The sequence below is a fragment of the Bacillus sp. FSL R5-0416 genome (assembly GCF_037975425.1).
In the GTDB taxonomy this organism is placed as follows: domain Bacteria; phylum Bacillota; class Bacilli; order Bacillales; family Bacillaceae; genus Bacillus; species Bacillus subtilis.
This window is the reverse complement of the sequence record NZ_CP150252.1, coordinates 2063081-2088770: the sequence shown is the minus strand read 5'-3', so window position 1 is coordinate 2088770 and position 25690 is coordinate 2063081. Positions and strand designations below refer to the sequence as shown.

33 protein-coding genes and 2 pseudogenes are annotated in these 25690 nt (G+C 40.7%); 11 read left to right on the top strand and 24 right to left on the bottom strand.

Annotated features, from left to right (window positions below):
- Nucleotides 1–10: 10 nt before the first annotated feature.
- The gene (locus NYE20_RS11080) at nucleotides 11–1408 is read right to left on the bottom strand and encodes an alanine/glycine:cation symporter family protein (protein WP_021479777.1); all 1398 of its coding nucleotides are present in this window, start codon (nucleotides 1406–1408) and stop codon (nucleotides 11–13) included.
- A gap of 509 nt (nucleotides 1409–1917) precedes the next feature.
- On the opposite strand from NYE20_RS11080, the gene NYE20_RS11075 reads away from it, so the two are divergent.
- Nucleotides 1918–2271, top strand: coding sequence for a hypothetical protein (locus tag NYE20_RS11075; protein ID WP_014476950.1), 354 nt, complete (start codon nucleotides 1918–1920; stop codon nucleotides 2269–2271).
- Between the two features lie 25 nt (nucleotides 2272–2296).
- On the top strand, nucleotides 2297–2422 hold the full coding sequence (locus NYE20_RS11070; RefSeq protein ID WP_258568502.1) for a hypothetical protein: 126 nt from the start codon (nucleotides 2297–2299) through the stop codon (nucleotides 2420–2422).
- A 46-nt stretch (nucleotides 2423–2468) separates the two neighbouring features.
- Here NYE20_RS11070 and parC read toward each other — a convergent pair whose 3' ends face one another.
- The 3 genes from parC to NYE20_RS11055 form a co-directional block, all read right to left on the bottom strand.
- Entirely contained in the window at nucleotides 2469–4889 is a 2421-nt protein-coding gene (gene parC, locus NYE20_RS11065; RefSeq protein ID WP_014479945.1) for a DNA topoisomerase IV subunit A, read from the bottom strand.
- Nucleotides 4890–4892: 3 nt separating this feature from the next.
- A complete protein-coding gene (gene parE, locus NYE20_RS11060) occupies nucleotides 4893–6860 on the bottom strand; it encodes a DNA topoisomerase IV subunit B (RefSeq protein WP_014479944.1) in 1968 nt (655 codons plus the stop codon).
- Between the two features lie 399 nt (nucleotides 6861–7259).
- The gene (locus NYE20_RS11055; protein WP_161621605.1) at nucleotides 7260–7667 is read right to left on the bottom strand and encodes a CoA-binding protein; all 408 of its coding nucleotides are present in this window, start codon (nucleotides 7665–7667) and stop codon (nucleotides 7260–7262) included.
- Between the two features lie 169 nt (nucleotides 7668–7836).
- Between NYE20_RS11055 and plsY the strand changes: the two genes are divergently transcribed.
- Both plsY and NYE20_RS11045 read left to right on the top strand, forming a co-directional pair.
- Entirely contained in the window at nucleotides 7837–8418 is a 582-nt protein-coding gene (gene plsY / locus NYE20_RS11050) for a glycerol-3-phosphate 1-O-acyltransferase PlsY (RefSeq protein ID WP_003231560.1), read from the top strand.
- A gap of 87 nt (nucleotides 8419–8505) precedes the next feature.
- Nucleotides 8506–8793: a HesB/YadR/YfhF family protein gene (locus NYE20_RS11045; protein ID WP_003231562.1), complete on the top strand. Its 288-nt coding sequence runs from the start codon at nucleotides 8506–8508 to the stop codon at nucleotides 8791–8793.
- A 30-nt stretch (nucleotides 8794–8823) separates the two neighbouring features.
- Here NYE20_RS11045 and NYE20_RS11040 read toward each other — a convergent pair whose 3' ends face one another.
- The 7 genes from NYE20_RS11040 to acnA form a co-directional block, all read right to left on the bottom strand.
- A complete protein-coding gene (locus tag NYE20_RS11040) occupies nucleotides 8824–9123 on the bottom strand; it encodes a hypothetical protein (RefSeq protein ID WP_021479774.1) in 300 nt (99 codons plus the stop codon).
- A 15-nt stretch (nucleotides 9124–9138) separates the two neighbouring features.
- A complete protein-coding gene (locus tag NYE20_RS11035; RefSeq protein ID WP_017696516.1) occupies nucleotides 9139–9555 on the bottom strand; it encodes a YbgC/FadM family acyl-CoA thioesterase in 417 nt (138 codons plus the stop codon).
- Nucleotides 9556–9639: 84 nt separating this feature from the next.
- Nucleotides 9640–9891 (bottom strand): small acid-soluble spore protein Tlp, encoded by a 252-nt coding sequence (tlp, locus tag NYE20_RS11030; protein WP_003231568.1) that lies wholly within the window; start codon nucleotides 9889–9891, stop codon nucleotides 9640–9642.
- A 36-nt stretch (nucleotides 9892–9927) separates the two neighbouring features.
- Complete coding sequence (sspN, locus tag NYE20_RS11025) at nucleotides 9928–10074, bottom strand: acid-soluble spore protein SspN (RefSeq protein ID WP_003231569.1); 147 nt, start codon at nucleotides 10072–10074, stop codon at nucleotides 9928–9930.
- A gap of 64 nt (nucleotides 10075–10138) precedes the next feature.
- Nucleotides 10139–10264, bottom strand: coding sequence for an FbpB family small basic protein (locus tag NYE20_RS11020; protein WP_003244964.1), 126 nt, complete (start codon nucleotides 10262–10264; stop codon nucleotides 10139–10141).
- Between the two features lie 80 nt (nucleotides 10265–10344).
- Complete coding sequence (locus NYE20_RS11015; RefSeq protein ID WP_161621604.1) at nucleotides 10345–10857, bottom strand: redoxin domain-containing protein; 513 nt, start codon at nucleotides 10855–10857, stop codon at nucleotides 10345–10347.
- A gap of 71 nt (nucleotides 10858–10928) precedes the next feature.
- A complete protein-coding gene (acnA, locus tag NYE20_RS11010; RefSeq protein WP_021479772.1) occupies nucleotides 10929–13658 on the bottom strand; it encodes an aconitate hydratase AcnA in 2730 nt (909 codons plus the stop codon).
- A gap of 227 nt (nucleotides 13659–13885) precedes the next feature.
- On the opposite strand from acnA, the gene sspO reads away from it, so the two are divergent.
- From sspO to yneK, 4 genes are all read left to right on the top strand, one after another.
- Nucleotides 13886–14032, top strand: coding sequence for an acid-soluble spore protein SspO (sspO, locus tag NYE20_RS11005; RefSeq protein ID WP_003244839.1), 147 nt, complete (start codon nucleotides 13886–13888; stop codon nucleotides 14030–14032).
- A gap of 31 nt (nucleotides 14033–14063) precedes the next feature.
- The gene (locus NYE20_RS11000; protein WP_003221237.1) at nucleotides 14064–14210 is read left to right on the top strand and encodes a small acid-soluble spore protein P; all 147 of its coding nucleotides are present in this window, start codon (nucleotides 14064–14066) and stop codon (nucleotides 14208–14210) included.
- An 80-nt stretch (nucleotides 14211–14290) separates the two neighbouring features.
- On the top strand, nucleotides 14291–14683 hold the full coding sequence (gene cotM, locus NYE20_RS10995; RefSeq protein WP_072174018.1) for an outer spore coat protein CotM: 393 nt from the start codon (nucleotides 14291–14293) through the stop codon (nucleotides 14681–14683).
- A gap of 234 nt (nucleotides 14684–14917) precedes the next feature.
- Nucleotides 14918–15346 (top strand): DynA interaction protein YneK, encoded by a 429-nt coding sequence (gene yneK / locus NYE20_RS10990; protein ID WP_003231580.1) that lies wholly within the window; start codon nucleotides 14918–14920, stop codon nucleotides 15344–15346.
- 30 nt (nucleotides 15347–15376) lie between these two features.
- Here the strand turns inward: yneK and NYE20_RS10985 are convergent, their stop codons facing one another.
- The 3 genes from NYE20_RS10985 to ccdA form a co-directional block, all read right to left on the bottom strand.
- The gene (locus tag NYE20_RS10985) at nucleotides 15377–15868 is read right to left on the bottom strand and encodes a CcdC family protein (protein ID WP_072174017.1); all 492 of its coding nucleotides are present in this window, start codon (nucleotides 15866–15868) and stop codon (nucleotides 15377–15379) included.
- 78 nt (nucleotides 15869–15946) lie between these two features.
- Nucleotides 15947–16309, bottom strand: coding sequence for a response regulator (locus NYE20_RS10980; RefSeq protein ID WP_014476939.1), 363 nt, complete (start codon nucleotides 16307–16309; stop codon nucleotides 15947–15949).
- A gap of 88 nt (nucleotides 16310–16397) precedes the next feature.
- Complete coding sequence (gene ccdA / locus NYE20_RS10975) at nucleotides 16398–17105, bottom strand: cytochrome c-type biogenesis protein CcdA (RefSeq protein WP_015383767.1); 708 nt, start codon at nucleotides 17103–17105, stop codon at nucleotides 16398–16400.
- A 219-nt stretch (nucleotides 17106–17324) separates the two neighbouring features.
- On the opposite strand from ccdA, the gene ynzD reads away from it, so the two are divergent.
- Nucleotides 17325–17498, top strand: coding sequence for an aspartyl-phosphate phosphatase YnzD (gene ynzD / locus NYE20_RS10970; protein ID WP_010886518.1), 174 nt, complete (start codon nucleotides 17325–17327; stop codon nucleotides 17496–17498).
- 73 nt (nucleotides 17499–17571) lie between these two features.
- Here the strand turns inward: ynzD and NYE20_RS10965 are convergent, their stop codons facing one another.
- The 6 genes from NYE20_RS10965 to yneA all read right to left on the bottom strand — a co-directional run bounded on the left by NYE20_RS10965 (nucleotide 17572) and on the right by yneA (nucleotide 21933).
- Complete coding sequence (locus NYE20_RS10965; protein WP_003221221.1) at nucleotides 17572–17790, bottom strand: YneF family protein; 219 nt, start codon at nucleotides 17788–17790, stop codon at nucleotides 17572–17574.
- Between the two features lie 85 nt (nucleotides 17791–17875).
- Nucleotides 17876–18322 carry a sporulation inhibitor of replication protein SirA gene (gene sirA, locus NYE20_RS10960; RefSeq protein ID WP_161621603.1) on the bottom strand — a complete coding sequence of 149 codons (447 nt, stop codon included), beginning with the start codon at nucleotides 18320–18322 and terminating at the stop codon, nucleotides 17876–17878.
- Between the two features lie 152 nt (nucleotides 18323–18474).
- Nucleotides 18475–20478 (bottom strand): transketolase, encoded by a 2004-nt coding sequence (tkt, locus tag NYE20_RS10955; RefSeq protein ID WP_014476936.1) that lies wholly within the window; start codon nucleotides 20476–20478, stop codon nucleotides 18475–18477.
- Between the two features lie 168 nt (nucleotides 20479–20646).
- Nucleotides 20647–20880, bottom strand: coding sequence for a DUF896 domain-containing protein (locus tag NYE20_RS10950; protein ID WP_003231595.1), 234 nt, complete (start codon nucleotides 20878–20880; stop codon nucleotides 20647–20649).
- A gap of 63 nt (nucleotides 20881–20943) precedes the next feature.
- Nucleotides 20944–21597, bottom strand: a complete 654-nt coding sequence (locus NYE20_RS10945; RefSeq protein WP_003231596.1) for a recombinase family protein — start codon at nucleotides 21595–21597, stop codon at nucleotides 20944–20946.
- A gap of 18 nt (nucleotides 21598–21615) precedes the next feature.
- Nucleotides 21616–21933 carry a cell division suppressor protein YneA gene (gene yneA / locus NYE20_RS10940; RefSeq protein WP_003231598.1) on the bottom strand — a complete coding sequence of 106 codons (318 nt, stop codon included), beginning with the start codon at nucleotides 21931–21933 and terminating at the stop codon, nucleotides 21616–21618.
- 150 nt (nucleotides 21934–22083) lie between these two features.
- Between yneA and lexA the strand changes: the two genes are divergently transcribed.
- Nucleotides 22084–22701: a transcriptional repressor LexA gene (gene lexA, locus NYE20_RS10935; protein ID WP_003238209.1), complete on the top strand. Its 618-nt coding sequence runs from the start codon at nucleotides 22084–22086 to the stop codon at nucleotides 22699–22701.
- A gap of 352 nt (nucleotides 22702–23053) precedes the next feature.
- Here the strand turns inward: lexA and NYE20_RS10930 are convergent.
- Both NYE20_RS10930 and fosB read right to left on the bottom strand, forming a co-directional pair.
- A pseudogene (locus NYE20_RS10930) lies at nucleotides 23054–23331 on the bottom strand (hypothetical protein).
- A pseudogene (gene fosB, locus NYE20_RS10925) lies at nucleotides 23240–23673 on the bottom strand (metallothiol transferase FosB). Before fosB ends, NYE20_RS10930 begins: the two co-directional pseudogenes overlap by 92 nt.
- Nucleotides 23674–23881: 208 nt before the next feature.
- Between fosB and NYE20_RS10920 the strand changes: the two are divergent.
- The gene (locus tag NYE20_RS10920) at nucleotides 23882–24331 is read left to right on the top strand and encodes a YndM family protein (RefSeq protein WP_003245454.1); all 450 of its coding nucleotides are present in this window, start codon (nucleotides 23882–23884) and stop codon (nucleotides 24329–24331) included.
- Between the two features lie 26 nt (nucleotides 24332–24357).
- Here the strand turns inward: NYE20_RS10920 and pghL are convergent, their stop codons facing one another.
- Nucleotides 24358–25116, bottom strand: a complete 759-nt coding sequence (gene pghL / locus NYE20_RS10915; protein ID WP_161621601.1) for a gamma-polyglutamate hydrolase PghL — start codon at nucleotides 25114–25116, stop codon at nucleotides 24358–24360.
- A gap of 223 nt (nucleotides 25117–25339) precedes the next feature.
- Nucleotides 25340–25654 carry a membrane protein gene (locus tag NYE20_RS10910; RefSeq protein ID WP_031314944.1) on the bottom strand — a complete coding sequence of 105 codons (315 nt, stop codon included), beginning with the start codon at nucleotides 25652–25654 and terminating at the stop codon, nucleotides 25340–25342.
- Nucleotides 25655–25690 lie beyond the last annotated feature (36 nt).

The window sequence follows — 25690 nt, the reverse complement described above, 5'->3', positions numbered from 1 at the left end:
TATATTTATATTATGCTTCTTGTTTCTCATCTTCCCATGTTTCAGCGTTTTTCAGCCCTGGGATGTTTTTCGCTTTAAACACAGGATCAAGTCCTTGCTTACGCTGTTTCGCGTAATCTTTATACACTTTGTAAGCAACGTTTGACAGCAGCGTAATCACAATTAAGTTGATCAGCGCCATGATACCCATAAAGAGGTCCGCCATATCCCAAACGATTTGGAAGCCTGATAAAGATCCATACACAACCATAGCAATTACAGCGATACGGTAAATGTTCAGCCATGTTTTGCTTGTTTTAATAAATTCAATGTTTGTCTCGCCATAATAATAGTTGCCGACAACTGAACTGAATGCAAACAAGAACATTGCGACTGCGATGAAAGTCGGCGCCCAGCCTCCAATATGATGGTTAAGAGCAGCCTGTGTTACTTGGATGCCGTCGCCTTTTGGTGTTACACTGTACAGCAAAATAATAAATGCTGTGGACGTACATATGATAAATGTATCGAAAAATACACCTAATGTTTGAATAAAGCCTTGCTTTGCCGGATGGGATACATGAGCCGTCGCAGCCGCGTTTGGTGCGCTCCCCATTCCTGCTTCGTTTGAAAAAAGTCCGCGTTGCGCACCGATAACGATGATGCCGCCTATTCCGCCGCCGACGACTTGTTCAAAACCTAAAGCATTTTTAACGATTGTAGCGATAACGCCAGGGAAAGCCGTAATATTCGTGATGACAACAAATAAAGCGATAAGGATATAAATGCCTGCCATAACCGGCACAATTAGCTGTGAAACAGCGACAACACGTTTTAAACCGCCGAAAATGATAAACGCAGTTAAAACCGCCAGAACTATGGCTACAACTATTTTATTCACATGGAATGCGCCATCCAATGCTCCAGCAATTGTATTTGTTTGAACAGCGTTAAAAATCAAGCCGAATGAGACGGTAATTAAGATTGCAAATACGATGCCAAGCCATCTGGCACCAAGACCCTTTTGAATATAGTAGGCCGGCCCTCCGCGGAAATCCTCCCCGTCTCTCACCTTATAAAGCTGCGCTAACGTACTCTCAACAAAGCTTGAAGCCATACCTACTGCAGCCACTACCCACATCCAAAATACAGCGCCTGGTCCGCCTGTCGCAATTGCTAAGGCGACACCAGTCAAATTCCCTGTGCCGACTCGGGATGCGGCCGAAATAAAGAATGCCTGCATAGATGAAACACCTTTATTTCCTTCCGGCTTCTCCCCTACTATTCTGAACATTTCAATAAAATAACGGAATTGGATAAAACCAAAACGTATGGTAAAAAATAATCCAAGCCCTATTAAAATATAAAATAGGTATTTCCAGATGAAATCACTTGGAATATTAATCAAACTATTGAAAAAAGACTCCATATTTACCTCCCGTTTTCATCAATTCAATACGAATTCGATTTTGATGTTAGATTTTTTAACATAACGAGTTTTATTATATCACAATATGACGAATTAGGAAGTTTTTTCGAGAAGAATATTGTCATAGCCAGATGTTATTCTGTCGACCCCTTCTCTATTATTTTCCTACGAATAAAAACATTCCTTGCAAGCTGGCTTTAAAAAAAGAGTGCCCTATTAACAATGTAATGATTTCTTCCCATTCTCTTGCCTTCCCTATGATTTAGCTCTTAAATAAAGTAATAAACCCTAAACAACAAACATATCATCTAAAATATGCTTTTATTCACAACATAAATCGGGTATACATACACTAAAAAAAGAATGTTTCTCTTTCAAAGATAAGTAAAAAGATATATACTTAACAAAGTGAAATTTATTTTTAAATTTAATAAATCAGGTTTACTTTTAGGATGGATTGGGGTATTATTATAAAAATATTCAGTAATATTAAAGGAGGGGGAGATCATTTGAAAAAAGTAACGATATTGAAAGCATCCATCTTATTCTTGGCGATTGCCAGTTTTCATTTGCTCTCAATTCCCCACGCCTTTGATATCGGTCATCATTATAAAGCCGTAGCCGACCAGCAGGAAATGCATGAAATGAAAGCCGGCCAAAATGCTGATGATGAGAAGAAATCCATCACAGGGGCATTTACACTGACCGCTTTATGGGCAATGGCTGTTCTGCTGCTGACCGCTGAAAGCAAAAGTACGGGATACTCCCGCAGACGTCAGCGGAAAAAAAGCTTTATACTGGCCAAATTTTATCAATCGTCTTATTTCGGCAAACTTCATGTTCAACATCACCCGATTATGTAACGAAAATATGAGGAGGCTGTTTAACATGTTGTTTATCTTAAGAATGGTGATTTTAGGCTTATTCTCTTTCACAGCGCTGAATTTATTTGTATGGCAGGGAATTGAAGTCATTCATGCGGTAGCAGATCTTTTCACCAACCATGAAAGCTGATAAAAAACAAACGAAACCCGCTCATACTATATGAGCGGGTTTTTTATTATTGTTCTGTATGAAGGCGCCAAACAGCTGTAACCTTGCCTGATTCCTCTTCATCAAAAAAGAAAGAGCCATTGCTGTATCTGTCGTTTGTCCGCAACTCTTTTGCCTGCAGTTCTTTTCTGTCGCCTTTTTCTGTTTCTGCCATTAGTCGCTGTTCAAGACCGCAAGCGAACAGTGCTACAACTCGGTGAGGATTCTTTTTCAGTTCCCTTAGCATTACGACACCGCGTTTTGCGCGGGATGTCTTCTCGAACTCAGAAAGACTCATGCGTTTTACCGCTCCCCGCTGTGTGAACAAGACAATTGAATCAGATTGCTGAAGGATCTCACCGGAGACAACAAAGTCATCCTCTTTTAAGTTAATCCCTTTGACACCTGCCGCACGCGCGCCAACTACATTCACTTCATCTTCTCCAAACCATAGACCGTACCCTAAGTGAGTGGCCATAAAGATCTGGCTTTCCCCATTTGTTACATGTACATCAATCAGTTCATCTTCACCCTTCAGATTTAAGGCCACAAGCGCCTTAGAATAACGCTGTGCTTTATAATGGGTGAGCTCTGTCTTTTTCACCATCCCGTTTTTCGTAAAGAATAGAAGATATGCCGACGGATCAAATTCTTTTATCGGTATGGCCTTTACAATCGTTTCATCACGGTCAATAGTGATCAGATTTGAAAAATGCTGGCCCATGTCCTTCCATCTGATATCAGGCAGCTGGTGAACAGGACAATAGATGTAGCTTCCTTTGTTCGTAAAGAGCAGCAGCACGTCTGTCGTATTCATTTCAAACTGATGCAGCATCCTGTCCGTATCTTTCATTCCGAAGTCCTGACCGTTGGAAGCGGCAAATGAGCGCTGGCTCGTCCGTTTTAGGTAACCATCCTTCGTAACGGTTACATATACATCCTCAGATGCAACCATGACTTCGAGATTGATTTTAATTTCTTCAATTTTTTCTTCAATCACGGAGCGTCTCGTATCTGCATATTTCTTTTTCAATGCTTTTAAGCTGTTTGTAATCACTTTTAGCAGTTTTTTATCATTGCTCAGAATAGATTCGAGCTCTTCAATTTTTTTACCGAGCTCTTCTGCCTCTTCCTTAAGCGCTGTAATATCTGTATTGGTTAAACGATATAGCTGCAATGACACAATGGCTTCAGCCTGAGGCTCCGTAAATTCATATTTCGCGATCAAATTGTTTTTAGCGTCACGTTTATCGCTAGAAGAACGGATTGTTGCAATCACTTCATCCAAAATAGACAAAGCTTTCATGAGCCCTTCTACGATATGATGTCTGTCTTTTGCTTTTTGAAGCTCGTAAACAGACCGGTTTGTGACAACTTCCTTTTGGTGTCCGATATATGCATCCAAAATAGACGGCAGGCTCATCAGCATCGGACGGCGGTTATGGATAGCCACCATATTGAAGTTATATGTGATCTGCAAATCAGTATTTTTGTATAAGAAATTCAAAATGCCTTTGGCATCAGCTTCTTTTTTCAGTTCAATGACCACTCTCAGCCCTGTTCGATCCGTTTCATCACGAACCTCTGAGATGCCTTCAACCTTTTTATCAATACGGAACTCGTCCATTTTTTTTACAAGGTTTGCTTTATTTACTTCAAATGGAATTTCAGTAATGACAATTTGTTCTCGTCCGCCTCTGATTGTTTCAATTTCAGCCTTTCCGCGGATAATGATTTTTCCTTTTCCGGTTTCGTAAGCTTTTCTTATCCCGTCAACGCCCTGAATAATACCGCCTGTCGGAAAATCAGGCCCTTTAATGACTTCCATGAGTTCATCAACAGAACAAGATGGCATTTGAATACGCTTAATGACAGCATCAATGACTTCTCCCAGATGATGAGGGGGAATGTCGGTCGCGTATCCTGCTGAAATCCCGGTAGATCCGTTGACCAATAGGTTAGGAAACATCGCCGGGAGTACGACAGGCTCCTTGCTTGTATCATCGAAGTTCGGCACAAATTCAACCGTGTTTTTGTCAATATCCCGAAGAAGCTCAGATGCAATCGGAGATAATCGTGCCTCTGTATAACGCATGGCTGCCGGGGGATCTCCGTCGATGCTTCCATTGTTTCCATGCATTTCGATTAACACATTACGAACTTTCCAATCCTGGCTCATCCGCACCATTGCTTCATAAACCGAGCTGTCACCGTGCGGATGATAGTTACCGATGACGTTACCGACCGTTTTGGCCGCTTTTCTGAAGTTTTTATCAAACGTGTTTCCATCTGTATGCATTGCATACAGAATTCTGCGCTGTACCGGCTTTAATCCGTCTCTCGCATCGGGCAGCGCCCTGTCTTGAATAATATATTTACTGTAGCGTCCAAAACGGTCGCCGATCACCTCTTCTAATGGTAAATCATGAAATAATTCTGGCTGTGACAATCATTAAACCTCCTCAGCGACCGATAAGTTTTCATTTTCTAAAATATTGCTTTCTTCATCTAAGCCGAAAGCGACGTTTTTCTCAATCCACTTTCTGCGCGGCTCTACTTTGTCTCCCATTAACGTCGTTACACGTCTCTCTACACGTGCCGCATCGTCAATTTTGACCCTAACAAGTGTGCGGGACTCCGGATTCATCGTCGTTTCCCACAGCTGGTCTGCGTTCATCTCTCCAAGACCCTTATATCGTTGAATGGTATAGCCTTTGCCGACTTTTTTCAGGACATCACCCATCTCTTCATCAGACCATGCATATTCAATGATTTCCTTTTTCCCGCTTCCTTTACTGACCTTATATAAAGGTGGCAGCGCAATGAACACCTTGCCATGCTCAATGAGCGGCTTCATATAGCGATAGAAAAAGGTAAGAAGCAGCACTTGAATATGGGCGCCGTCAGTATCGGCATCGGTCATAATGATGATTTTGTCGTAGTTGATGTCATCGATTGAGAAATCTGCTCCGACTCCCCCGCCGATCGCATGAATGATCGTATTGATCTCTTCATTTTTAAAGATATCAGCAAGCTTAGCTTTTTCTGTATTAATGACTTTACCGCGTAAAGGCAGAACCGCTTGGAATCTGCGGTCTCTTCCCTGTTTGGCTGACCCGCCTGCTGAATCTCCCTCAACGAGATACAATTCATTTTTTGCCGGGTTTCTTGAACCCGCAGGCGTCAGCTTTCCGCTTAAAGTCGCTTCTGATTTTTTTCGTTTTTTGCCGCTTCTTGCTTCTTCACGGGCTTTGCGTGCCGCTTCGCGCGCCTGACTCGCCTTGATTGCTTTTTTGACAAGAAGCGTTGCGGTGTCCCGATTTTCCTCTAAAAAGTAAGCAAGCTGCTCTGAAACAATCGCATCAACCGCTGATCTTGCTTCACTGGTACCGAGCTTTCCTTTTGTTTGTCCCTCAAATTGAAGAAGCTCCTCAGGAATGCGGACAGAAATAATGGCTGAAAGCCCTTCCCTTATATCGGTGCCTTCAAGGTTCTTATCCTTTTCTTTCAGCAAAGCCACTTTTCGTGCATATTCATTAAAAGCACGCGTCATCGCAGTTTTTGCACCTGACTCATGCGTCCCGCCGTCTTTTGTTCTGACATTGTTGACAAACGACAAAATATTTTCAGAATAACCATCGTTAAACTGGAACGCAAAGTCCACTTCTATAGAATGATGCTCACCCTCAAACGAGACCACTTCAGACAAGACGTCTTTTTCTTCATTTAAATAAGCAACAAACGCTTCTATGCCGTTTTCATAATAAAAGACCTCATGCTGGTCATTGCGTTCATCAATCAGCTCAATTTTCAATCCTTTTAACAAAAACGCAGACTCTCTTAAGCGCTCAGAGAGCGTTTCAAAATTATAAGTGGTTGTGCTGAACATCGTTGGATCTGGCTTAAAGTGTGTAAGAGTTCCCGTCTTTTTTGTTTTGCCGATCTTTTCGAGAGATGTAACCGGTTTTCCTCCATTTTCAAATCGCTGCTGATAGACAAAACCGTCCCGCTCTATGGTAACCGTCAGCCATTCAGATAAAGCATTCACGACTGATGCACCAACTCCGTGGAGCCCACCGCTTGTCTTATAGCCGCCTTGGCCGAATTTTCCTCCGGCATGAAGCACCGTTAAAATCACTTCAGGGGTTGGTTTGCCGAGCTTATGCATTCCGGTCGGCATGCCGCGGCCTCTATCCTGTACAGAAATACTATTGTCTTTATGTATTTTGACGATTATGTGATCTCCATGGCCGGCAAGCACCTCGTCGACAGAGTTATCTACAATTTCATAAACCAAGTGGTGCAAACCCCGCGCGTCAGTAGAGCCAATATACATACCCGGCCTTTTCCTGACAGCCTCAAGGCCTTCGAGCACCTGTATGGCATCTTCGTTGTAATCAAATTGCTGTTTTCTAGCCAAACGTACAAACCCCTTTCAAAAACTAACATTGTCTTTCTCTTTTTCAGTGTTACACATCATTTGTATATAAGATATTTTTTATAAACCTCGCCTCGAGCCAGTACTGCCTTGGACTCCTCATTATAACCAATATGTTTGCAATCGCAACATAGAGCTAACGAATCAGTTCTTCTCAAAACATCGGCTAGTGCTGTTTTTACACTATGAGAACGTATGTTTGTTTATTATATATAAAGCAGCAGACCTTCGCAAATCGAACGGCCGAAACCCAGCTGGACAAGGTATTCAAAAAAAGCTGTTCAAGCTTTATTGTATCTGTTTCACCGTAATACGCAAACAATATCTTAAAATTAAAAAGCAAAAATCCTTGAATTTACAAGGATTTTTGCAGTTCTGCACCTATTTTGTTACAGCGTGTGCCACTTTTATGCACAGATCCATGATAACCGTTCTGCCTTTTTCTTTTAGCATCTGGTATGCTTCCTCATTAACTAGCCCTTGCTGTGCCCAAAATACTGGCGCATCTGTCTCTAAAAACTCTTCCGCCACTCCAGGAAGCTGTTCTGAGCGCCGGAATACATTTACGATGTCAATCGGACCGTCAATCTCTTTTAAAGATGAAACGGCTTTGACACCTAGCGCCTCATCAATTGTCGGGTTCACAGGGATAATTTCATAACCCGCGTCCTGCATTGCTTTTGAAACCATATGTGACGTTCTATCCGGACGGTCTGAAAGCCCTACTACGGCTATACGTTTGCTTCTTTGAAGAATCTCTTTAATTTCCGCTTTACAAGGGTTTTGCATCGTGTGTCACTCCTTTTCCACTTATTTTACACGATCAAAACAGGAGAAATCAAAATATGATGCATGTTTGATTGGATTTGTAAGCAAACTTTACAAAAAAACTTATCATCAGATCATGACATCTCATGTTAAAATAAAAAGAAGGGAATTTGAAAAAGGAGAAATGTAGATGTTAATAGCTTTATTGATTATTTTGGCCTACTTGATAGGCAGCATTCCATCTGGCTTAATTGTGGGCAAGCTTGCCAAGGGAATTGATATTCGGGAGCACGGAAGCGGCAACTTAGGCGCTACCAATGCATTCCGCACATTGGGAGTAAAAGCTGGTTCGGTCGTCATAGCCGGAGATATTTTGAAAGGGACACTGGCAACGGCATTGCCTTTTCTCATGCATGTTGATATTCACCCGCTTCTTGCAGGAGTCTTTGCGGTTTTAGGCCACGTGTTTCCCATCTTCGCCAAATTTAAAGGCGGTAAAGCCGTGGCGACATCAGGAGGCGTTTTGCTATTTTATGCACCCCTGTTATTTATCACGATGGTTGCGGTATTCTTCATCTTTTTATACTTGACTAAATTTGTTTCTCTCTCATCGATGTTAACAGGGATCTATACTGTTATATATAGTTTCTTTGTCCATGATACGTATTTATTGATTGTCGTTACCCTGCTCACTATTTTTGTGATATACAGACACCGGGCGAACATTAAACGAATTATCAATAAAACAGAACCTAAAGTAAAATGGTTATAAGCTTAAAAAACTTCTCTTTTGACACAGAATAGCCTAATACGTTTATAATAGAGAAAATTCAAATGAAGAACAAAGGGGTGTTCTGTTATGAATATGACAATTAACGAAGACGCATTGAACTGGTATAAAGAAGAACTCGATTTGGAAAGCGGAGACCAGGTTCGCTTTTTCGTCCGTTATGGAGGCTGCAGCAACGTTCAAAAGGGTTTTTCTCTCGGTGTAGCGAAAGATGCGCCACAAGAGGCTGGAGTCACCGCAGAAGCTGACGGCATTACCTTCTTTATTGAAGAAAGTGATTTATGGTACTTTGATAACCACGACCTTCTCGTAAGCTATTCAGAAGACGCTGATGAACCGGTTTTTGAATACCAATAAAAAAGAACGCACTTCATGTGCGTTCTTTTTTTACAAATGAAATCGTATAAGATGATCGGTTAGGTTTTCTTGTTCCAAAACATATTTTTGTGTTTCACCCAGCAGATCAAAGTGAGGAAATTCACTTTTCTTATGGATCCATTCTTTTTTTAACCCGTACGCCGCTCCCCACTGAACCAGCTTATCAATGTCTGCACAGCCGGCTTTTGTCACAGTCCTTGCTTCTGGAAATCGGTCATCCAGCCAGTAATGTGTTAAAAATGCGATTTCTCCTCTTTTCACTGCTTGTTTCCACCGGTTAAGTTCCTCCCGTTTCACACCAAACGCCATATCCCGTTCACTTCCCTATTTTTTGGCCTTTTCATATGCTGTGTGCCAATCAGGAAAAGCTTTGCGGAATTGAATTGGCTTAAAGCTTTCTTTATCCACACAAATATGAGATGAGGTGGCTTTGATGGAAAGCTCACCGGCCGGATTATAAATGTGATAACCATAGACGGTTTTAAAGCCGTTATATTCCTCTATCCATGTATGTACAACCGCGGTTTCTCCGTAATGAAGCGGCTTTTTATAGGAAATGTTGATATCAACGACTGGGGACAGAACGCCTCTTTTTTCCATATCACTATATAAAAAGCCTAAGTCCTTAATTAAGGCCGTTCTGCCGACCTCCATCCACACAAGATAATTTGCGTGATAGACAATTCCCATTTGATCTGTTTCTGCATAACGCACTTCTATTTCTTTTTTTGATACATGCAAGATTACTCTGCTCCCTTAACGTCAATTTAGCCCCATTTTACCATAATCAAATCAGAAAGAAAAAAACCAGGTTTCCCTGGTTTTTTAAGAACGGTATCCGTTCTGTCTCGCTGCAGATTCGTCCTGTATTTCATTACGAAACGCTTCAATGCTCTGTTCGCGTCTTGCATTTTTTTCTTTGATACGCTGTTTATCTTCTCCTGAAGCAAACTCCATTGATGCTTCTGCTTCTTCTATATTTTCAATTGTATTTTGAACCATATCCTGCAATTTTTCCACATTGTCAGAGCGATCATCAGGATTAGGCTGCTGATATTGATTTTGGTTCTTTGTCATTCGGATGTACCTCCTAGAAATAAACTCGATTTTTCGCTACTCGCCTTTTGTCTGCATGATGATCGGCCGCTGACCTGAAGTATCATGCATTTTTTCCCCTTTATTGGCTTTATATTTTACAGGCTTTGTACCCAAGTGGCTTGGAGCATATTGAGGCTGACCGTTTTTCTTGTTGTTTCCCATGTTTATCCCTCCTCAACAGATAGGTTTCTCAAAAGGAGGGGTAAACATGAATACAAATTAAAGGTTATTTTTGCTTAAATCGCTGTTCAAGCTTTTCCTCAAGCTGATTTAAATACTCTGTATTGGTCATCAGCTCTTTTTTGTTTTCCATGACGAGCTCATGAAAAGAACGTTTTCTCATCTTCTTCACGCTTCTCACCTCCGCATATTCTTTTATTTTTTCCAATTCTGAAAACTTGTAAGCATATTTGAGCATAAAAAAAACTGAATCTAATCAAGATCCAGTTTTCGTTCCATTTCTTTTTTTGTCATGGTGCCAACGTGTATGTCTTGGATAACACCTTTTTCATCTAAGATATATGTCGTTGGATATGACATCACGTTATAGTCAGCATTGATCCCTTTTTTATCAATCAGAATGGGGAACGTTAAATCATACGTATCAGCAAACGCTCGGACCTGTTTCTCACTTTTCTCAGCTGAAGTGAAATTTACCGCAACAACCGCAAGTTTGTCGGCGTACTCTTTTTGCAGCTTTTCCATCGCAGGCATTTCCTGACGGCACGGCTTACACCAAGTTGCCCAAAAATTGAGCAGCACTTTTTTGCCTTTTGCATCCTGTAAAGAGCTTTTCTCTCCTGACAACGTTTTCAAAGAAAAATCAGGTGCTTGTTGCCCCTCTTGAATTCCGACTTCTTTTTTGCTGTATGTTTGATATAAATTCCATCCCGTATAACCGGCAAGCATGATAAGCAGAATCCCTGCGAGCCATTTTTTCAGCATATGCCTCCTCCGCAGCACATTGTGTCATAAAAAGAAGAGAAAGCGAAATGCCTTCTCTTCCTATTGATTCATCAGGACTGCTTCATTTTTTCACGAAGCACCATTTGAAGGATGCCGCCATGGCGGTAGTAATCAATTTCAACTTCACTATCAAAGCGGACGACTGCTTCAAAAGTTGTTACATTGCCGTCTTCATTGATTGCTCTTACAGTCACAAGGTCACGAGGACGAACTGTTTCATCAACATCTACCTCGATGACTTCTTTACCCGTTAAGCCGAGTGTATCCGCATTTTCACCTTGTTTAAACTGAAGCGGCAGCACGCCCATGAATACAAGGTTGCTTCTGTGGATTCTTTCAAAGCTCTCTGCAATGACCGTTCTGATGCCGAGAAGGTTTGTTCCTTTTGCGGCCCAGTCACGTGAAGATCCCATACCATAGTCTTTTCCTGCTAATACGACAAGACCAGTTTTATCTTCTTTGTATTTCATGCACGCATCATAGATGGATGTTACTTCACCAGTCGGCCAGTACGTCGTAAATCCGCCTTCTGTACCCGGTGCAATTTGGTTTTTGATGCGAATGTTTGCAAATGTTCCTCTCATCATGACTTCATGGTTTCCGCGGCGGGAACCGTAGGAGTTAAAGTCACGAGGAGAAACACCTTTTTCTTGCAAATACTTTCCGGCAGGCGTATCTTTTCCGATTGCCCCCGCAGGAGAAATATGGTCAGTTGTGACTGAATCGCCGAATTTACCGACAACACGCAAACCTTTTAATGGTTCAACCTTGCCTGGCTCAACAGACATTTCTTCGAAGAATGGCGGATTTTGAATGTAAGTTGACTCGCTATCCCATTTATATAAAGCTTCATCTGTTGTTTCAATTTCGTTCCAGCGCTTGTTGTCATCAAATACTGTTTCATACTCTTTGCGGAATAGCTCTGGCGTAACAGTTTGCTTAACAAGTGCATTGATTTCGTCCATTGACGGCCAAATATCATTAAAGTATACGTTTTGACCATCCTTGCCCACACCAATTGGATCGGTTTTCAAGTTAATGTTTACCGTTCCAGCCAGCGCATATGCCACAACAAGCGGCGGTGAAGCAAGATAGTTGCCTTTAACAAGCGGGTGAATACGTCCTTCAAAGTTACGGTTTCCGGAAAGGACAGACGTAATCAGAAGATCATTTTTCGCAACCGCTTCTTCGATTTCCGGTGAAAGCGGACCTGAGTTCCCGATACATGTTGTACAGCCGTACCCAACGAGGTTAAAGCCAAGCTCTTTCATGTATGGAAGAAGGCCTGAATTCACAAGATATCCTGTAACAACTTTAGAACCCGGTGCAAGTGACGTTTTCACGTAATTAGGCACCTTAAGCCCTAACTCAACCGCTTTTTTCGCTACCAGTCCGGCGCCGATCAGAACGTATGGGTTTGATGTATTTGTACAGCTTGTAATCGCAGCAATGGCGATCGCACCCGTTTTCATAACTGTTTCTTCACCGTTAAGGAGTTTAAACTTAATTTCTTTATTTTCTTCCTCAGCATTTAAACCGAATCCTTGGTTACCTGCAGGGCTGACTAAGTGCTTTTTAAACGTTTCCTGCATAGCAGATAACGGGATCAAATCCTGAGGACGCTTTGGACCCGATAAGTTTGCTTCAATTTGAGACAGGTCAATTTCAACCACATCAGTAAATTGAGGGTCTTCCGCATCTGGAGTGTAGAACAAGCCATTGCTTCTGCAGTATGCTTCAACAACATCAATATGTTCAGGATCACGGCCAGTCAGGCGCAGGTAGTTAAGCGCTTCTTCATCTACTGGGAAGAATCCGCATGTAGCACCGTATTCCGGAGCCATATTCGCAATTGTTGCGCGATCTGCAAGCGGCAGTTCAGCAATTCCCGGTCCAAAGAATTCAACAAATTTACCGACAACGCCTTTTTCACGCAGCACTTGTGTTACTTTTAACGCCAAGTCAGTAGCTGTTGTTCCATTTGGAAGCTTGCCGACAAGTTTCGCTCCGATTACCTCTGGAACTGGGAAGTAAGAAGGCTGTCCAAGCATTCCCGCTTCAGCTTCAATTCCACCGACACCCCAGCCGAGAACACCGATACCGTTAATCATTGTTGTGTGTGAGTCTGTTCCGACAAGCGTATCAGGATACGTTACAAGCTCGCCGTCTTCTTCAATGGCATGGACAACACTTGCCAAGAACTCAAGGTTGACCTGGTGCACAATACCTGTTGCAGGCGGCACTGCCTGATAATTGTTAAACGCTTTCTTTGCCCAGCTTAAAAATTTGTAGCGCTCTGCATTTCTTTCGAATTCCAAGTCCATATTTACTGCTAATGCATCTTCTGTACCCGCTTTATCTACCTGTACAGAGTGGTCGATAACGAGATCAACAGGAATTTCAGGGTTGATTTTATCAGGATCTCCGCCGACAGCTGCCATTGCTTTACGCAGTGAAGCCAGATCTACTACTGCCGGAACCCCTGTGAAGTCTTGTAAAATAACACGAGACGGTTTGAACGGAACGTCGATATCCTTTAATTCGGCAGTTCCCCATTTTGCCAAATTTTCCACGTGTTCTTTTTTGATAACGAAGCCGTCAACTTGACGCAATACTGATTCTAAAAGAACTTTGATGGAATAAGGAAGCTTCGAAACCTTTCCTATACCTGAATCTTCTAACGCTTTTAAAGAGTAGTAATGATATGTTTTCCCATTTGTAGTAAACGTTTTTCTCGCTTGGAAAACGTCTTTTGCTGCAGTTTTTTGCTCGTTTGCCATTCTCCAAAATCCCCCTTCAGATCAGATCATTCTCAGATGAACATTACATTCCATCACAATTTTCTCACAATTTCATATTAAAACAAAATCATACATAAGTAAATATCAATGTTTTTATTAAATACAATAAGTTCGGCTTATGAGAAAAATGTACCGGTAATTTTTACTGTTTACGCTCTCTCATATAACACAATAAAAGGAGCCATATTATGATTGAGGTGATAATGATGGTCAAAAGAAAAGCGAATCACGTCATTAACGGAATGAATGACGCAAAAAGCCAAGGCAAAGGCGCCGGCTATATTGAAAACGACCAGCTTGTACTGACTGAAGCAGAACGCCAAAATAACAAAAAAAGAAAAACCAATCAATAACACCGAACTCTTTTAAGGAGGTTCTCATTTTATGACCAATAAGAATACAAGTAAAGATATGCATAAAAACGCCCCCAAAGGACACAATCCCGGCCAACCTGAGCCTCTAAGCGGAAGCAAAAAGGTAAAGAACCGAAACCATACAAGACAAAAGCACAACTCAAGCCATGATATGTAAGAAAAGCAGACCTTAGTGTCTGTTTTTTTATGCGTTCACCCATTTATAATCCACCGCATATGATGTTAAGCAAGGTTGATATGTGGAGGAATGCTTCCATGGACCATTCAAAACGCAACGATGCAAATGATTTCGATAGTATGGATGAATGGCTTCGGCAATTTTTTGAAGACCCCTTCGCCTGGTACGACGAAACATTGCCTATTGATTTATATGAAACTAGTCAGCAGTATATTATAGAAGCGGATCTGACTTTTTTACAGCCTACACAAGTAACAGTTACCCTTTCTGGATGCGAGTTCATCTTAACTGTCAAATCGTCAGGACAGACTTTTGAAAAACAAATGATGCTTCCTTTTTATTTTAATGACAAAACAATTCAAGCCGAATGCGAAAATCAAATACTCACAGTCGCCGTCAATAAAGAAACAGAAGATGGCTCTTCTTTTTCTCTTCAATTTCCTCTCAGCTAAACATAAAAAGTCACTTTCATCCCCTATTATGAAAGTGACTTTTTTTTCCGTCCATTTATCGTCAAATACCCTCTAGTGACTCTCCCATGGCCAAATAGCAGATTCACTATACAATAGAATATGATCTACTATCTCTTTTGACTAGACGTCTATCACTTTTTTCTATTCTTTTTTTACTGTGTTCTTCTAATCTCTCTTCGTATACAATATGGTTAGAATAAGGGGGAATGATTGATGCTGGAAGGATGGTTTTTATGGTTTATTCTGTTTTGGGTGATCATGATGGTAGTCTTATTATCAATCGGCGGTTTTTTCATGTTTCGAAAGTTTTTAAAGCGTTTACCAAAAGAGGACGGCAGATCAGAGCTTGATTGGCAGGATTACTATATTGAAAACAGCAGACATTTATGGAACGATGAAAACAAACAGTTTCTAGATGAATTGACTGCGCCGGTGCCAGAACTGTTCAGAGATGCAGCAAAAGCCAAAATCGCAGGCAAAATCGGTGAGCTTGCATTAAAAGAAAAGGTAGCAAAGATTGATCAGCAACTTATGATCAAAGGCTATATTCTCGCAACTCCTAAAAGAGACCATACCTTCTTAAAAAGGCATCTGCGGGACAAAAAAATCGATTTGGAACCTTATCAGACCCTTCTCAAATAAAAAACCTTTCCTGACAAGAGGAAAGGTTTTTTAATTCATTTGAATATTAGCTGACTGCAGCTCGTTATGAAGTTTTCGATATGATAAATACATGGCGATTCTCCAAGGCACAATCATACCGAAAGCCAGAATCCAAAACATTCCGCTCAGTGCACCATAATCGATTGATGTGCTCAAGATGGATTTCATCACGATTCTGATCACCAAAAGACCGACTAATATAAAAACAAATGCTTTAGAGCGTTTCATGTAAATTTCATTATTTTTAATTTCGAACTTAGAAGTTTTGATTAGAAAAATAGAGAAAATCACACCTAAAGTGAATGCTTCCAAAAACTCTGCACCAGTTACCCAAAATACCGGAAATAAAAACATTAACGCTCCCGTACTCATAAAAATCGGCGGAAGAATGATTTTTTTTGGTGAAACAGGCTTGTCAGAGGACTTTATTCTGACCACCATCACAGCTACAGCCATTAACACAGCAATAATCGATGAAACTATAATCATCATACTTATCATTCCTTTGTTTCTCGGAGTGTTGATACTATATACTATACTCCAAAACAATAAAAAAAACCATTTTGAAAAGAAATGACTTTAATGTCCCATAACGCGGCTTACAGCTTCCAGCACTTTTGTTTCCTCAAACGGCTTAACAATAAAATCCTTTGCCCCCAGCTCAATTGCTTCCGTTACAATTCTTTGCTGGCGCATGGCGGTGCACATGATGACCTTCGCTTTAGGATCAAAGGTTAAGATATCACGAAGCGCTTTTATGCCGTTTTTCACCGGCATTGTAATATCCATTGTCACAAGGTCCGGTCGCAGTTTTTTATACAGATCCGCTGCTTGTTCACCGTCCGCCGCTTCGCCTGCGATTATGTAATTTGCATCTTCCAAGATCTCTCTGATTTTCACTCTCATGAACTTGGCGTCGTCTACAACTAAAACTCTTGTCATATTCCCCTCCAACAATCGATTTCCACAGATAATAGTCTTATTGTACCAAAAACAAAAGGATTAGTAGTAGTACGAAAGTAATTTACCGTCAAAAACCAGTAAAGCCTCCAAAAAGATCTGACAGCAAAATAATGATCAGGCTCATCCAATTAAAGAATAACAGCACACCAATCACAATCATCAAAACGCCGCCAGCTTTCATAATGAAAAGCTGGTTCTTCCTTATCCACTTCAGCTTTGTGATAAAAAAAGACAATAAAAGAAACGGTACCGCAAAACCGAGTACATATAACATCATGTATGGCACCGCTGAACCCGGATTGGTGCCTGCAAGTGTGATAACAGCACCTAATATCGGACCGGTACATGGTGTCCATCCAGCTGCAAATGCCATTCCGATTAAGACCGACCCTAAAAACCCGCTTGGTTTATGCTTAAAATGGATTCTCCGCTCTTTCATCATAGCCTCAGGCCGAAACACACCGAGTGTAATGAAACCGAACAAAATAATAAGCAACGCGCCAATTTGCCGAATCGCATCGTGATAATCCCTAAACAGGCTGCCAATAAAAGATGTTCCATAGCCTAAAGCAATAAAAATGACTGAAAAGCCAAGCAAAAAACACAAAGTATGAAACAGGCTTCTTTTCTGCAGCAGCAGCTTTTCTGTTTTTACATCGTCCATGCTGACCCCTGTAATATATGACAAAAAAGCTGGGTAAAGCGGCAGGCAGCAAGGCGAAATAAAGGATAAAAACCCCGCACCGAATGTCAAAAAATAATTCACGTCTCCCATGTCATCATCCCTTCATGATTTGACATTCCTTCAAGTTATGACAAAATCATTTCATTTTTTTAACACTTTCACTTGAAGGATTTCTATTTTCAGAAAAAACTTATATAATTTAATTTGACATTGAGACATTATACTCCTTCTCATTTGAAAATTAGTATAAATATGGATATAATATAAACATTCACTTTGAAGATCTAATGTATGAAAGGATACATCCCTGTGATTAGAGAGCATCTATTAAAAGAAATTGAAAAAAAAAGAGCAGAGCTGCTGCAAATTGTCATGGCGAACGGAATGACATCTCATATTACGATAGAGCTCAGTCAGGAGCTTGACCATCTTCTCATACAATATCAAAAGCAGCGCCTTCGAGCAGTAGCGGGTGATGAATGATTGCAAAATAAAAAACCCGTATAAGGGTTTTTTATTTTATAACCATGTTTCTCTATATCATAATCTTTACGTATTATTTCGTTTGATTATTCATGGCTTTCATCATTTGATTGATTTTCTTCTGAGAAGGTTTCATTCCCATTTGCATCATCATCATGCGTAACATTTGTTCATTAATAGGCGGATTCTTTTTCAGGTAGCTCATCATATATTTACGAGCAATAAAAAACCCGAGTGCAACACCTATGAGCAATGCAACAACGCCCACTAGGATGCCAACCCATAAAGTCATTTTATTTCCTCCTTCATGTTGTCTAGTTTAAAGTGTACTAAACCAAAAGCTATTATACAACATTTACATCTCTTTTTCTTCGGTTTTAGACAAAATTTCTTTCTTTCACCGGATTTAGCCATCCGTAACGCTTCGAATTGAAATCCATTGCTAAAAAGCAAGGGCTTACTTTTCTTAACACTTCAAAGAATATCGTTTCTGCCTCGTAATCTCCCGAAGCCACAATTTCTATCATGTGCTCCTTCATCATAAACGTCGCGTGGCCTTTTGCTTTCGGCAAAGCTATTCTATAAATATAATCCAGCTGCCTGTAATCCGTCTTGTTTAAATTCATTTTTAACCGCTGATGCATATGTAAAATCGGGATTGGTTGTGTAATATATTGAATCTGTTTCTCTGTCATTTCATACTGCTGCTTATCAAGGCTTGTCCAATGATAGTCTTGAAACAGCTCAAACATAACCGATTCCCGGCCGAAATAGTGATTGGCAAATTCCTCTTTGATCAGGTACGTATAGTAGTGACGTTCCATCTTTTCATCCCCTTTTCCAGCAGCATTTCATTTGCTCTCTATTATACAAAAGAAGAAAAGAAAGAATTGTCTATTACTGTTAAACAGCCAATACTATTTTTGTCGGATAAACAAGAAAAAGAGGATGATTTGACTCATCCTCTTTCAAAAGCTTACTTATTGATTAATGCCTTAACTCGATTCACTACGTTCGGAACTGAGAAGCCGTATTCGTTAATGATGGTTTCACCAGGAGCAGATGCACCGAATCGGTCTATGCCGAGAACGTCACCTTCAAGCCCCGTGTATTTGCCCCATCCAAATGATGAGCCCATTTCAATTGCAAGACGTTTTTTCACATCTGCAGGAAGGACTTCGTTTTTGTATTCATCAGATTGTTTCTCAAAACGGTCCATTGAAGGCATGCTGACAACAGAAACATCGATGTTTTCTTTTGCCAATTCAGCCTGCGCTTCAATTGCAAGACCTACCTCTGATCCGGAAGCGATAAGAAGAGCGTCAGGTGTTTCGTTTTTAGATTTAGAAACGACATATGCACCTTTTTCTACTCCTGCCAATGCTTCTTCAGCTGTTTGATCGATGGTAGGAAGGTTTTGACGTGTAAGCACTAGCGCTGTTGGGTGGTCAGTGCTTTGCACTGCAAGCTTCCATGCTGCTGCTGTCTCATTGCCGTCTGCTGGACGGATCAAAGAAAGGTTAGGCATCGCACGGAGTGAAGCAAGCTGTTCAACAGGCTCGTGCGTCGGACCGTCTTCACCAACCGCAATACTGTCATGTGTGAAGACATATGTCACAGGAAGGCCCATTAACGCTGCAAGGCGAATCGCAGGACGCAGGTAATCAGAGAAGACAAAGAAAGTTCCGCCGAATACACGAAGACCGCCATGAAGCGCCATACCGTTTAAGGCTGCACCCATCGCAAATTCACGTACACCAAACCAGAAGTTTTTGCCTGAGTAATCAACCGCTGTAAAATCACCGGCATTTTTAATAGTCGTTTTGTTCGATCCCGCTAGGTCAGCAGAACCTCCGACAAAGAAAGGAATTTTTTTCGCAAGTCCGTTGAGAACTTCACCGGAAGATGCACGGGATGCCAGGCTGCTTCCTTTTTCATACACAGGAACCTCTTGATCCCAGTCCTTCGGAAGCTCTCCTTTGATTGCCAGTTCAAGCTGTTCAGCAAGTTCAGGATAAACTTCTTTATATTTAGCGAATTGAGCATTCCATTCTTGTTCTTTTTTCTCACCTGATTCTTTAACAGCTGCAGCGAAATGCTCATAAACTTCTGACGGAACGTAGAAGTCTTCTTCATATGTCCACGCATAAGCTTCTTTTGTTAATTTGCTTTCCTCTTTACCAAGCGGCGCACCGTGAACACCGGATGTGCCGGCACGGTTAGGTGAACCGAATCCGATTGTCGTTTTCACTTCAATTAATGTAGGTTTCTTTTCATTTTGGCGTGCTTTTTCGATAGCCGCTGTTAATTCTTCAATATTGTTTCCATCCTCAACATAAAGAACTTCCCAATTCATTGCTTCAAAACGCTGTTTCACGTTTTCAGAGAATGAACGGTCGAGGTCTCCATCAAGAGAGATGTCATTAGAATCGTATAGTACGATCAGACGGCCAAGCTGAAGATGGCCTGCGAGTGAAGCGGCTTCAGAAGAAATACCTTCCATTAAATCACCATCACCGCAAATACTGTATGTATAATGATCGACTACGTTAAATGAATCGCGGTTGTATGTTTCCGCTAAATGGCGTTCAGCAATTGCCATACCGACTGCCATGGCAATTCCTTGGCCAAGCGGACCTGTTGTAGCATCAACACCGGCAGTATGTCCGAATTCCGGATGTCCTGGTGTTTTGCTGCCCCACTGGCGGAATCCCTTAAGATCTTCAATACTAAGATCAAACCCGCTTAAATGAAGCATGCTGTATAATAGTGCTGACCCGTGTCCAGCAGATAAAACAAAACGGTCACGGTTAAACCAGCCAGGGTTTGCCGGACTTACGTTCATAAATTTTGTCCACAGCGTGTATGCCATTGGAGCGGCTCCCATCGGCATCCCTGGGTGACCAGAATTTGCTTTTTCAATAGCGTCTATTGACAGTGTGCGAATGGTAGCAACTGATTTCTTTTCAATTGTATCCATAAAAATCCCCTTCCTTATGTGTTGTACCCTTACATCATAAATGTCTGACGACTTTTTCTCAACTGTTTCAGCTTAAATTTGAGAGAAACTTGTTGAATTTTGTCATATAAGAGTTTTGATTATAGTATATGCAAAAGAGGAATACGATATTGCCGTATTCCTCTTATATTAGTGAAGTTTGTTATTTCTTTGTTCTCTTTTTAGCTTTTCTGGTGTAACATCATTGCCTTCTGGGTCAATGATTTTCACACTTTTTAACGTGTTCTTCATAGAAGAACGAAAACCTTTCAAGTACTCTTGACGGAGCTTTTGCTGTTCGGCTTTTTCTTCTTCTGTAATAACGCCAGCTTTAGCTTTGGCAGCAAGTTCATTAATTCTGGCAATTTTCGCGTTTGAAATCATGTTAAACTCCTTTATTGCATTTTGTCTATATAGTACTAGATCAAAAAAAGTTTTACAACTGATTCACTCTGCTGTCTCTTCATTCTCTATGTATTCCTGAAAACGCCGGTGAACGGTTGCTTTAGAGACATCATAGCCAAACCCTCTTAGGGTAGCCGCGATTTCAGCAAACGTCAGTTTATTCGCTCTCAGGCGGACGATCTCTGAGATTGGCACCTCTATTTTTTCTTTTCCACTGTTCCCATGTTGGTTTTTTAAGTTTTTTTGCGGTTTAAAACCGTTTTTTACTGCACGTTTCATTCCCCGTCTGATTTTCATGTTGTGAATCTTTCGCTGATACTCTTCCACAATGCTGACGATTTCCAAGACCATTGAGTCAGCCTCCGATAACTCCAGTTCACCTCTATGAGCCGTTGTATAGACTTTCACACCTTCTCTATAAATACAATGAAGCAGTGCGATTTTTGCGTTTCCCCGTCCGAGCCTTGTCTCATCCTGAACCAAAATGACATCAATATCAGCGTTCTTAATCTCATCAAGCAGCTCAAATACACCATCCCGATCCATTTCATATCCGCTGGCTTTTTCTGAAATCACTTTGACCACTTCCATGCCGTTCTCCGCTGCAATGGCCGTAAGCTCCTCCTCCTGCCGTTTTAATGACGTTTCCTGCTGTTCTTTATTTGTGCTTACACGGGCATAAATGAGTGCTTTCATTTTATCTCTCTTTCCTCTCTATCTTACAGTTGCTAATTCATATGCATCCTGATGCTTCTTTTTCAATGGGATCACTAACTCATCACCCGGCTGGATATCAGAGGTTTGAAGTTGATTTTTATCAGCTACCCATTCAATAAAATCATTTTTGTTTATCTTTTTTGTATCGGCTACCTGATCAGCAATTGACCAGAGTGTGTCGCCTTGCTGGACTTCTATTTTAACATACTGATTAAGCTCTTGGCCGCTGCTTGTATATGACAGCATAAGGATAACCGCGCTCAAAATCACTGTGAACAGACCGACAAAAATAATAGATTCTTTACTCATGATCATAACCTCCAACAGGAATGTTTGTTCGCATTTTTATAATTTCAGTATATACGAACAAACGTTTCTGTCAATTGTTTTTTTCGAACCTATGTTTGTACTGTAAGGAAAATCATGCTATAATCTTCTTAAAATCGACGTTTTGAGGTGCGAAAAATGACGAAGCTATCAAAAAGGCAACTTGATATCCTCCGTTTTATTAAAGCAGAGGTTAAATCAAAAGGATATCCGCCTTCCGTGAGAGAGATCGGAGAGGCTGTCGGGCTTGCGTCCAGCTCTACTGTCCACGGCCATTTGGCCCGCTTGGAAACAAAAGGGCTGATCAGACGGGATCCGACAAAACCAAGAGCAATAGAAATTCTTGATGAAGAAGTAGACATTCCGCAAAGCCAGGTCGTTAATGTACCAGTCATCGGTAAAGTCACGGCGGGATCTCCTATTACTGCAGTAGAAAATATTGAAGAATATTTTCCGCTCCCTGACCGCATGGTTCCTCCAGACGAGCATGTATTTATGCTGGAGATTATGGGAGACAGTATGATAGATGCTGGTATTCTCGATAAGGACTATGTCATCGTTAAACAGCAAAACACAGCGAACAATGGGGAAATTGTAGTTGCGATGACAGAAGATGATGAAGCAACTGTAAAACGATTCTATAAAGAGGATACACACATTCGCTTGCAGCCTGAGAACCCAACGATGGAACCTATCATTTTGCAGAATGTCAGCATTCTAGGGAAAGTGATTGGCGTGTTCAGAACCGTCCATTAATCTATTGATCTATCAGATGCATGAAATAACCCCCTTTTCCTTTACGGAGAGGGGGTTTGTTGTTCAAAAAAAGCAGGCTCGCCCTGACTTTTGGGTGCGAGCCTGAATAGGAGGAAAAAGAACATCATGTTTACACCATAATTATCCACCAAACAATTGTTGAAGTCAAGAAATTTTCTTTCCTTCAGGAAACTTTTGTTCAAAATATGTACGTTTAGAATATTAGACGCTATCTTCTTAAAAACGTTTCATTTTTTAGGTCGTGGAAGGATGCGGTTTTATATTTATTAAAGGGCGAGGCAATTGATATAACTGAAAATTTAGTACATAGTTTAGGTAGTTCAACACTCTGTTAAAACAGCTCGCTTTCTTCATATAAAATGTAATATGTATTTCAATTTCACCTGCACCCAATCACTTGTGCAGTTCAAAAGATATGGCATCGTTGAACTAATCGGGTAGAAACCTTCCCCAAACATAAAGTCTCCACCAACACCCTTCTTTAAATTTAACCTTATATGAAATATGGTGTGTGATATCAAAAGGCCGTTTCATCATAAAAGTGCATATGGTTTTTTTCTTGTTTGTAATATCGAAGCCTGTCTTGAGGGGTTCCGGTATGAAATTCAAATTTGTGACCGTCAGGGTCGGTAAAATAAATTGATTTTCGATCGCGTTCATCTCGTTCTCTGCCAGGCAGAATATTGACATGAAGTCTTTTTAATTTAGCTGATACCTCCTCAAATTCATGATCTTCAATTGTAAAAGCAATATGGGTATAAGAAAGCTTAATGTCATTTCTCGGGATGTCTGGTTCTTCATTAAGCGCTAGCCAGATGCCGTTCATGTCAAAATATGCAGTTGTTCTTCCCTTTACCAAAAGCTTTGCATCAAACACTTTTTGATAAAAATCAATCGATGTATCCAAATGCGAAACTGAAAATAACAATGATTGATTCCTTTTATCTCCACAAATCATTCCCCCCTTGAAAGCTGATCATCCACATATACGTCTTTTTTCATAAGAGAGTTTCATACTGCTGAAAAAAAATACCAGTGTAAACAAAAACGGACTGTTTAAAATAGTAACATGACCATTATGAATGGTTTTGAATTTCATTATTTATCATTTGTTTACGCCCAAGAATTTTCTTCAAAAAATAACAATTTAGGTGGTCAAATGAAACATATCATTGCGCTTGCTTCAAAGATTGCTTTCACTCTCGCCCTTTTATATGTGATTTTGGACAGAGTCTATCACGCATCCTTTTTAAGTGTGATGTTTATTGCACTTTTCTTAGGTTTTGTTTCCTATCTTTCTGGTGACATGCTCGTCTTACCCAGAACAAACAATATTACAGCTTCATTGGCTGACTTTGGCCTTTCATTCGTTATTCTTTGGGTATTTGTTTTAACCCAAACAAGAAACGATTTCTCACCATTTGGAGCAGCTCTCCTTTCCGCTGCCTGTCTTACTGTTTTTGAATACTTTTTTCATCGGTATTTACTGAAAAATGTGCTTGATGAAAATTTCCGAAATGAACTGTCAGCGAGAGATAACACGTTGCAGTATCAAACGGAAGCCGCGGACGAGCTATTTCCCGAAACGAAAGAGAAGCATAAGGAATAGGAGGCTGTCTTATCGCCTCCTATTTTTCAGTAGCTATTTTTGAGAAAACGGAACATCACTTCTGTAAACTTATAAAACCTCTCATTTTGAGTAACAGCTCTGCTTTTTAAAGAAAAGATGCCGAACAAAGACTTTCTAAAGCCTGTGCTCATTTCTATCTGGATACTTAAACCTGTTTTTGATTTATTTGCAATGTTATTCGGACTAACGCCCGCATGCGGATGGTCCGTATTGAGCAATACAGCAGGAAAACCGGCATGCTGCAATTTCTCAACTAAATCTGCCGCTCTTACGCGATCTGTACCGCCGACTTCGATCTGCTGATCTTCTTCTGCGTACCCGTGTAATGAAATGACATATTCATGATTTCCCATCATTTTAAGGGCCCGAGGTTCATCAAAGTGCGTGCTCGTAATGTGCAGGACTGAGTTTCCTGTCGATTTTAAGCCTTCAAATAAATACATCGAGTACTCTTTGCTGAGCTCTCTCGCTACTTCACTTGTCCCGCCTTCAATACCTCCTCCGTGAATAGCTAAAACAAGAACAGGGCTTCCGGTTTCTTTCGTAAAAATGTCGTAATCAGAAGGATCTTCATTGTTTTTTAATTCCTCAAAATTCTGATATACATCTTCAGCATAAATTGAAGAAATCGGAGTAAATACCATAAAAATAAACAATAATTTTACAATTTTAATAGTTGATGGAAAACGTTTGGCTATGTTACAATCAACATGCTTCAAGGAATGGAGCAAACGGCGGAGCAGGGATACTTTGGCCGGTTTCATCTACTCCGCCTCTAAGTCCAAATCAACAGGATGTAGGTCTCTTTGAGGCTTTAGCACGAATTCTCTTGTCCTCCTTGTTAAATTTTTGTTAAATTCACAATATTATATACCATTAGCCCGGGCGCTGTTCTTCTCATTTTTGAATTTATGAAAAGTAAGCTGGCACCACCTCCCCCATTTCCATACAAAACAAAAATGCACCTGCCCTTTGGCCTGTGCATTTTTATTTTCTCTTCATTCTTCGTTTTTTTGCTTGATTTAATTTCATGATGTTTTTTTCAATTTTTCTTATGTTTCGCCTTTGCGGGATTGTTTTCATTTCATAATAAACAGAAATAAACCCGCTTAATGTCACTGCTGCAATATAAAGGGCGCGCTGTTTGATCATCCGGTCAGCGTGTCCATGATCATTCGCTTCTTTTTCCATCCTTTCGATCACAGCTTTATCAAACAGCTGATCGACATACACTTGTTTCATTCCCACTGCAAACCCCGCAGCCAGCCAAAGAATCAGAAATAAACTGATATAAAACACCATAAACCCTTCCTTTCCTGTCTTGATGCGGCGCAGAAT

Coding starts and splice junctions, on each gene's coding strand:
- NYE20_RS11080 (WP_021479777.1), bottom strand. CDS start 1,408: ATGGAGTCTTTTTTCAATAGTTTGATTAATATTCCAAGTGATTTCATC.
- NYE20_RS11070 (WP_258568502.1), top strand. CDS start 2,297: ATGTTGTTTATCTTAAGAATGGTGATTTTAGGCTTATTCTCTTTCACA.
- NYE20_RS11055 (WP_161621605.1), bottom strand. CDS start 7,667: ATGCAAAACCCTTGTAAAGCGGAAATTAAAGAGATTCTTCAAAGAAGC.
- plsY (WP_003231560.1), top strand. CDS start 7,837: ATGTTAATAGCTTTATTGATTATTTTGGCCTACTTGATAGGCAGCATT.
- NYE20_RS11045 (WP_003231562.1), top strand. CDS start 8,506: ATGAATATGACAATTAACGAAGACGCATTGAACTGGTATAAAGAAGAA.
- NYE20_RS11040 (WP_021479774.1), bottom strand. CDS start 9,123: ATGGCGTTTGGTGTGAAACGGGAGGAACTTAACCGGTGGAAACAAGCA.
- tlp (WP_003231568.1), bottom strand. CDS start 9,891: ATGACAAAGAACCAAAATCAATATCAGCAGCCTAATCCTGATGATCGC.
- sspN (WP_003231569.1), bottom strand. CDS start 10,074: ATGGGAAACAACAAGAAAAACGGTCAGCCTCAATATGCTCCAAGCCAC.
- NYE20_RS11015 (WP_161621604.1), bottom strand. CDS start 10,857: ATGCTGAAAAAATGGCTCGCAGGGATTCTGCTTATCATGCTTGCCGGT.
- acnA (WP_021479772.1), bottom strand. CDS start 13,658: ATGGCAAACGAGCAAAAAACTGCAGCAAAAGACGTTTTCCAAGCGAGA.
- sspO (WP_003244839.1), top strand. CDS start 13,886: ATGGTCAAAAGAAAAGCGAATCACGTCATTAACGGAATGAATGACGCA.
- NYE20_RS11000 (WP_003221237.1), top strand. CDS start 14,064: ATGACCAATAAGAATACAAGTAAAGATATGCATAAAAACGCCCCCAAA.
- cotM (WP_072174018.1), top strand. CDS start 14,291: ATGTGGAGGAATGCTTCCATGGACCATTCAAAACGCAACGATGCAAAT.
- yneK (WP_003231580.1), top strand. CDS start 14,918: ATGCTGGAAGGATGGTTTTTATGGTTTATTCTGTTTTGGGTGATCATG.
- NYE20_RS10985 (WP_072174017.1), bottom strand. CDS start 15,868: ATGATAAGTATGATGATTATAGTTTCATCGATTATTGCTGTGTTAATG.
- NYE20_RS10980 (WP_014476939.1), bottom strand. CDS start 16,309: ATGACAAGAGTTTTAGTTGTAGACGACGCCAAGTTCATGAGAGTGAAA.
- ccdA (WP_015383767.1), bottom strand. CDS start 17,105: ATGGGAGACGTGAATTATTTTTTGACATTCGGTGCGGGGTTTTTATCC.
- NYE20_RS10965 (WP_003221221.1), bottom strand. CDS start 17,790: ATGACTTTATGGGTTGGCATCCTAGTGGGCGTTGTTGCATTGCTCATA.
- sirA (WP_161621603.1), bottom strand. CDS start 18,322: ATGGAACGTCACTACTATACGTACCTGATCAAAGAGGAATTTGCCAAT.
- tkt (WP_014476936.1), bottom strand. CDS start 20,478: ATGGATACAATTGAAAAGAAATCAGTTGCTACCATTCGCACACTGTCA.
- NYE20_RS10950 (WP_003231595.1), bottom strand. CDS start 20,880: ATGATTTCAAACGCGAAAATTGCCAGAATTAATGAACTTGCTGCCAAA.
- NYE20_RS10945 (WP_003231596.1), bottom strand. CDS start 21,597: ATGAAAGCACTCATTTATGCCCGTGTAAGCACAAATAAAGAACAGCAG.
- yneA (WP_003231598.1), bottom strand. CDS start 21,933: ATGATCATGAGTAAAGAATCTATTATTTTTGTCGGTCTGTTCACAGTG.
- lexA (WP_003238209.1), top strand. CDS start 22,084: ATGACGAAGCTATCAAAAAGGCAACTTGATATCCTCCGTTTTATTAAA.
- NYE20_RS10920 (WP_003245454.1), top strand. CDS start 23,882: ATGAAACATATCATTGCGCTTGCTTCAAAGATTGCTTTCACTCTCGCC.
- pghL (WP_161621601.1), bottom strand. CDS start 25,116: ATGAAACCGGCCAAAGTATCCCTGCTCCGCCGTTTGCTCCATTCCTTG.
- NYE20_RS10910 (WP_031314944.1), bottom strand. CDS start 25,654: ATGGTGTTTTATATCAGTTTATTTCTGATTCTTTGGCTGGCTGCGGGG.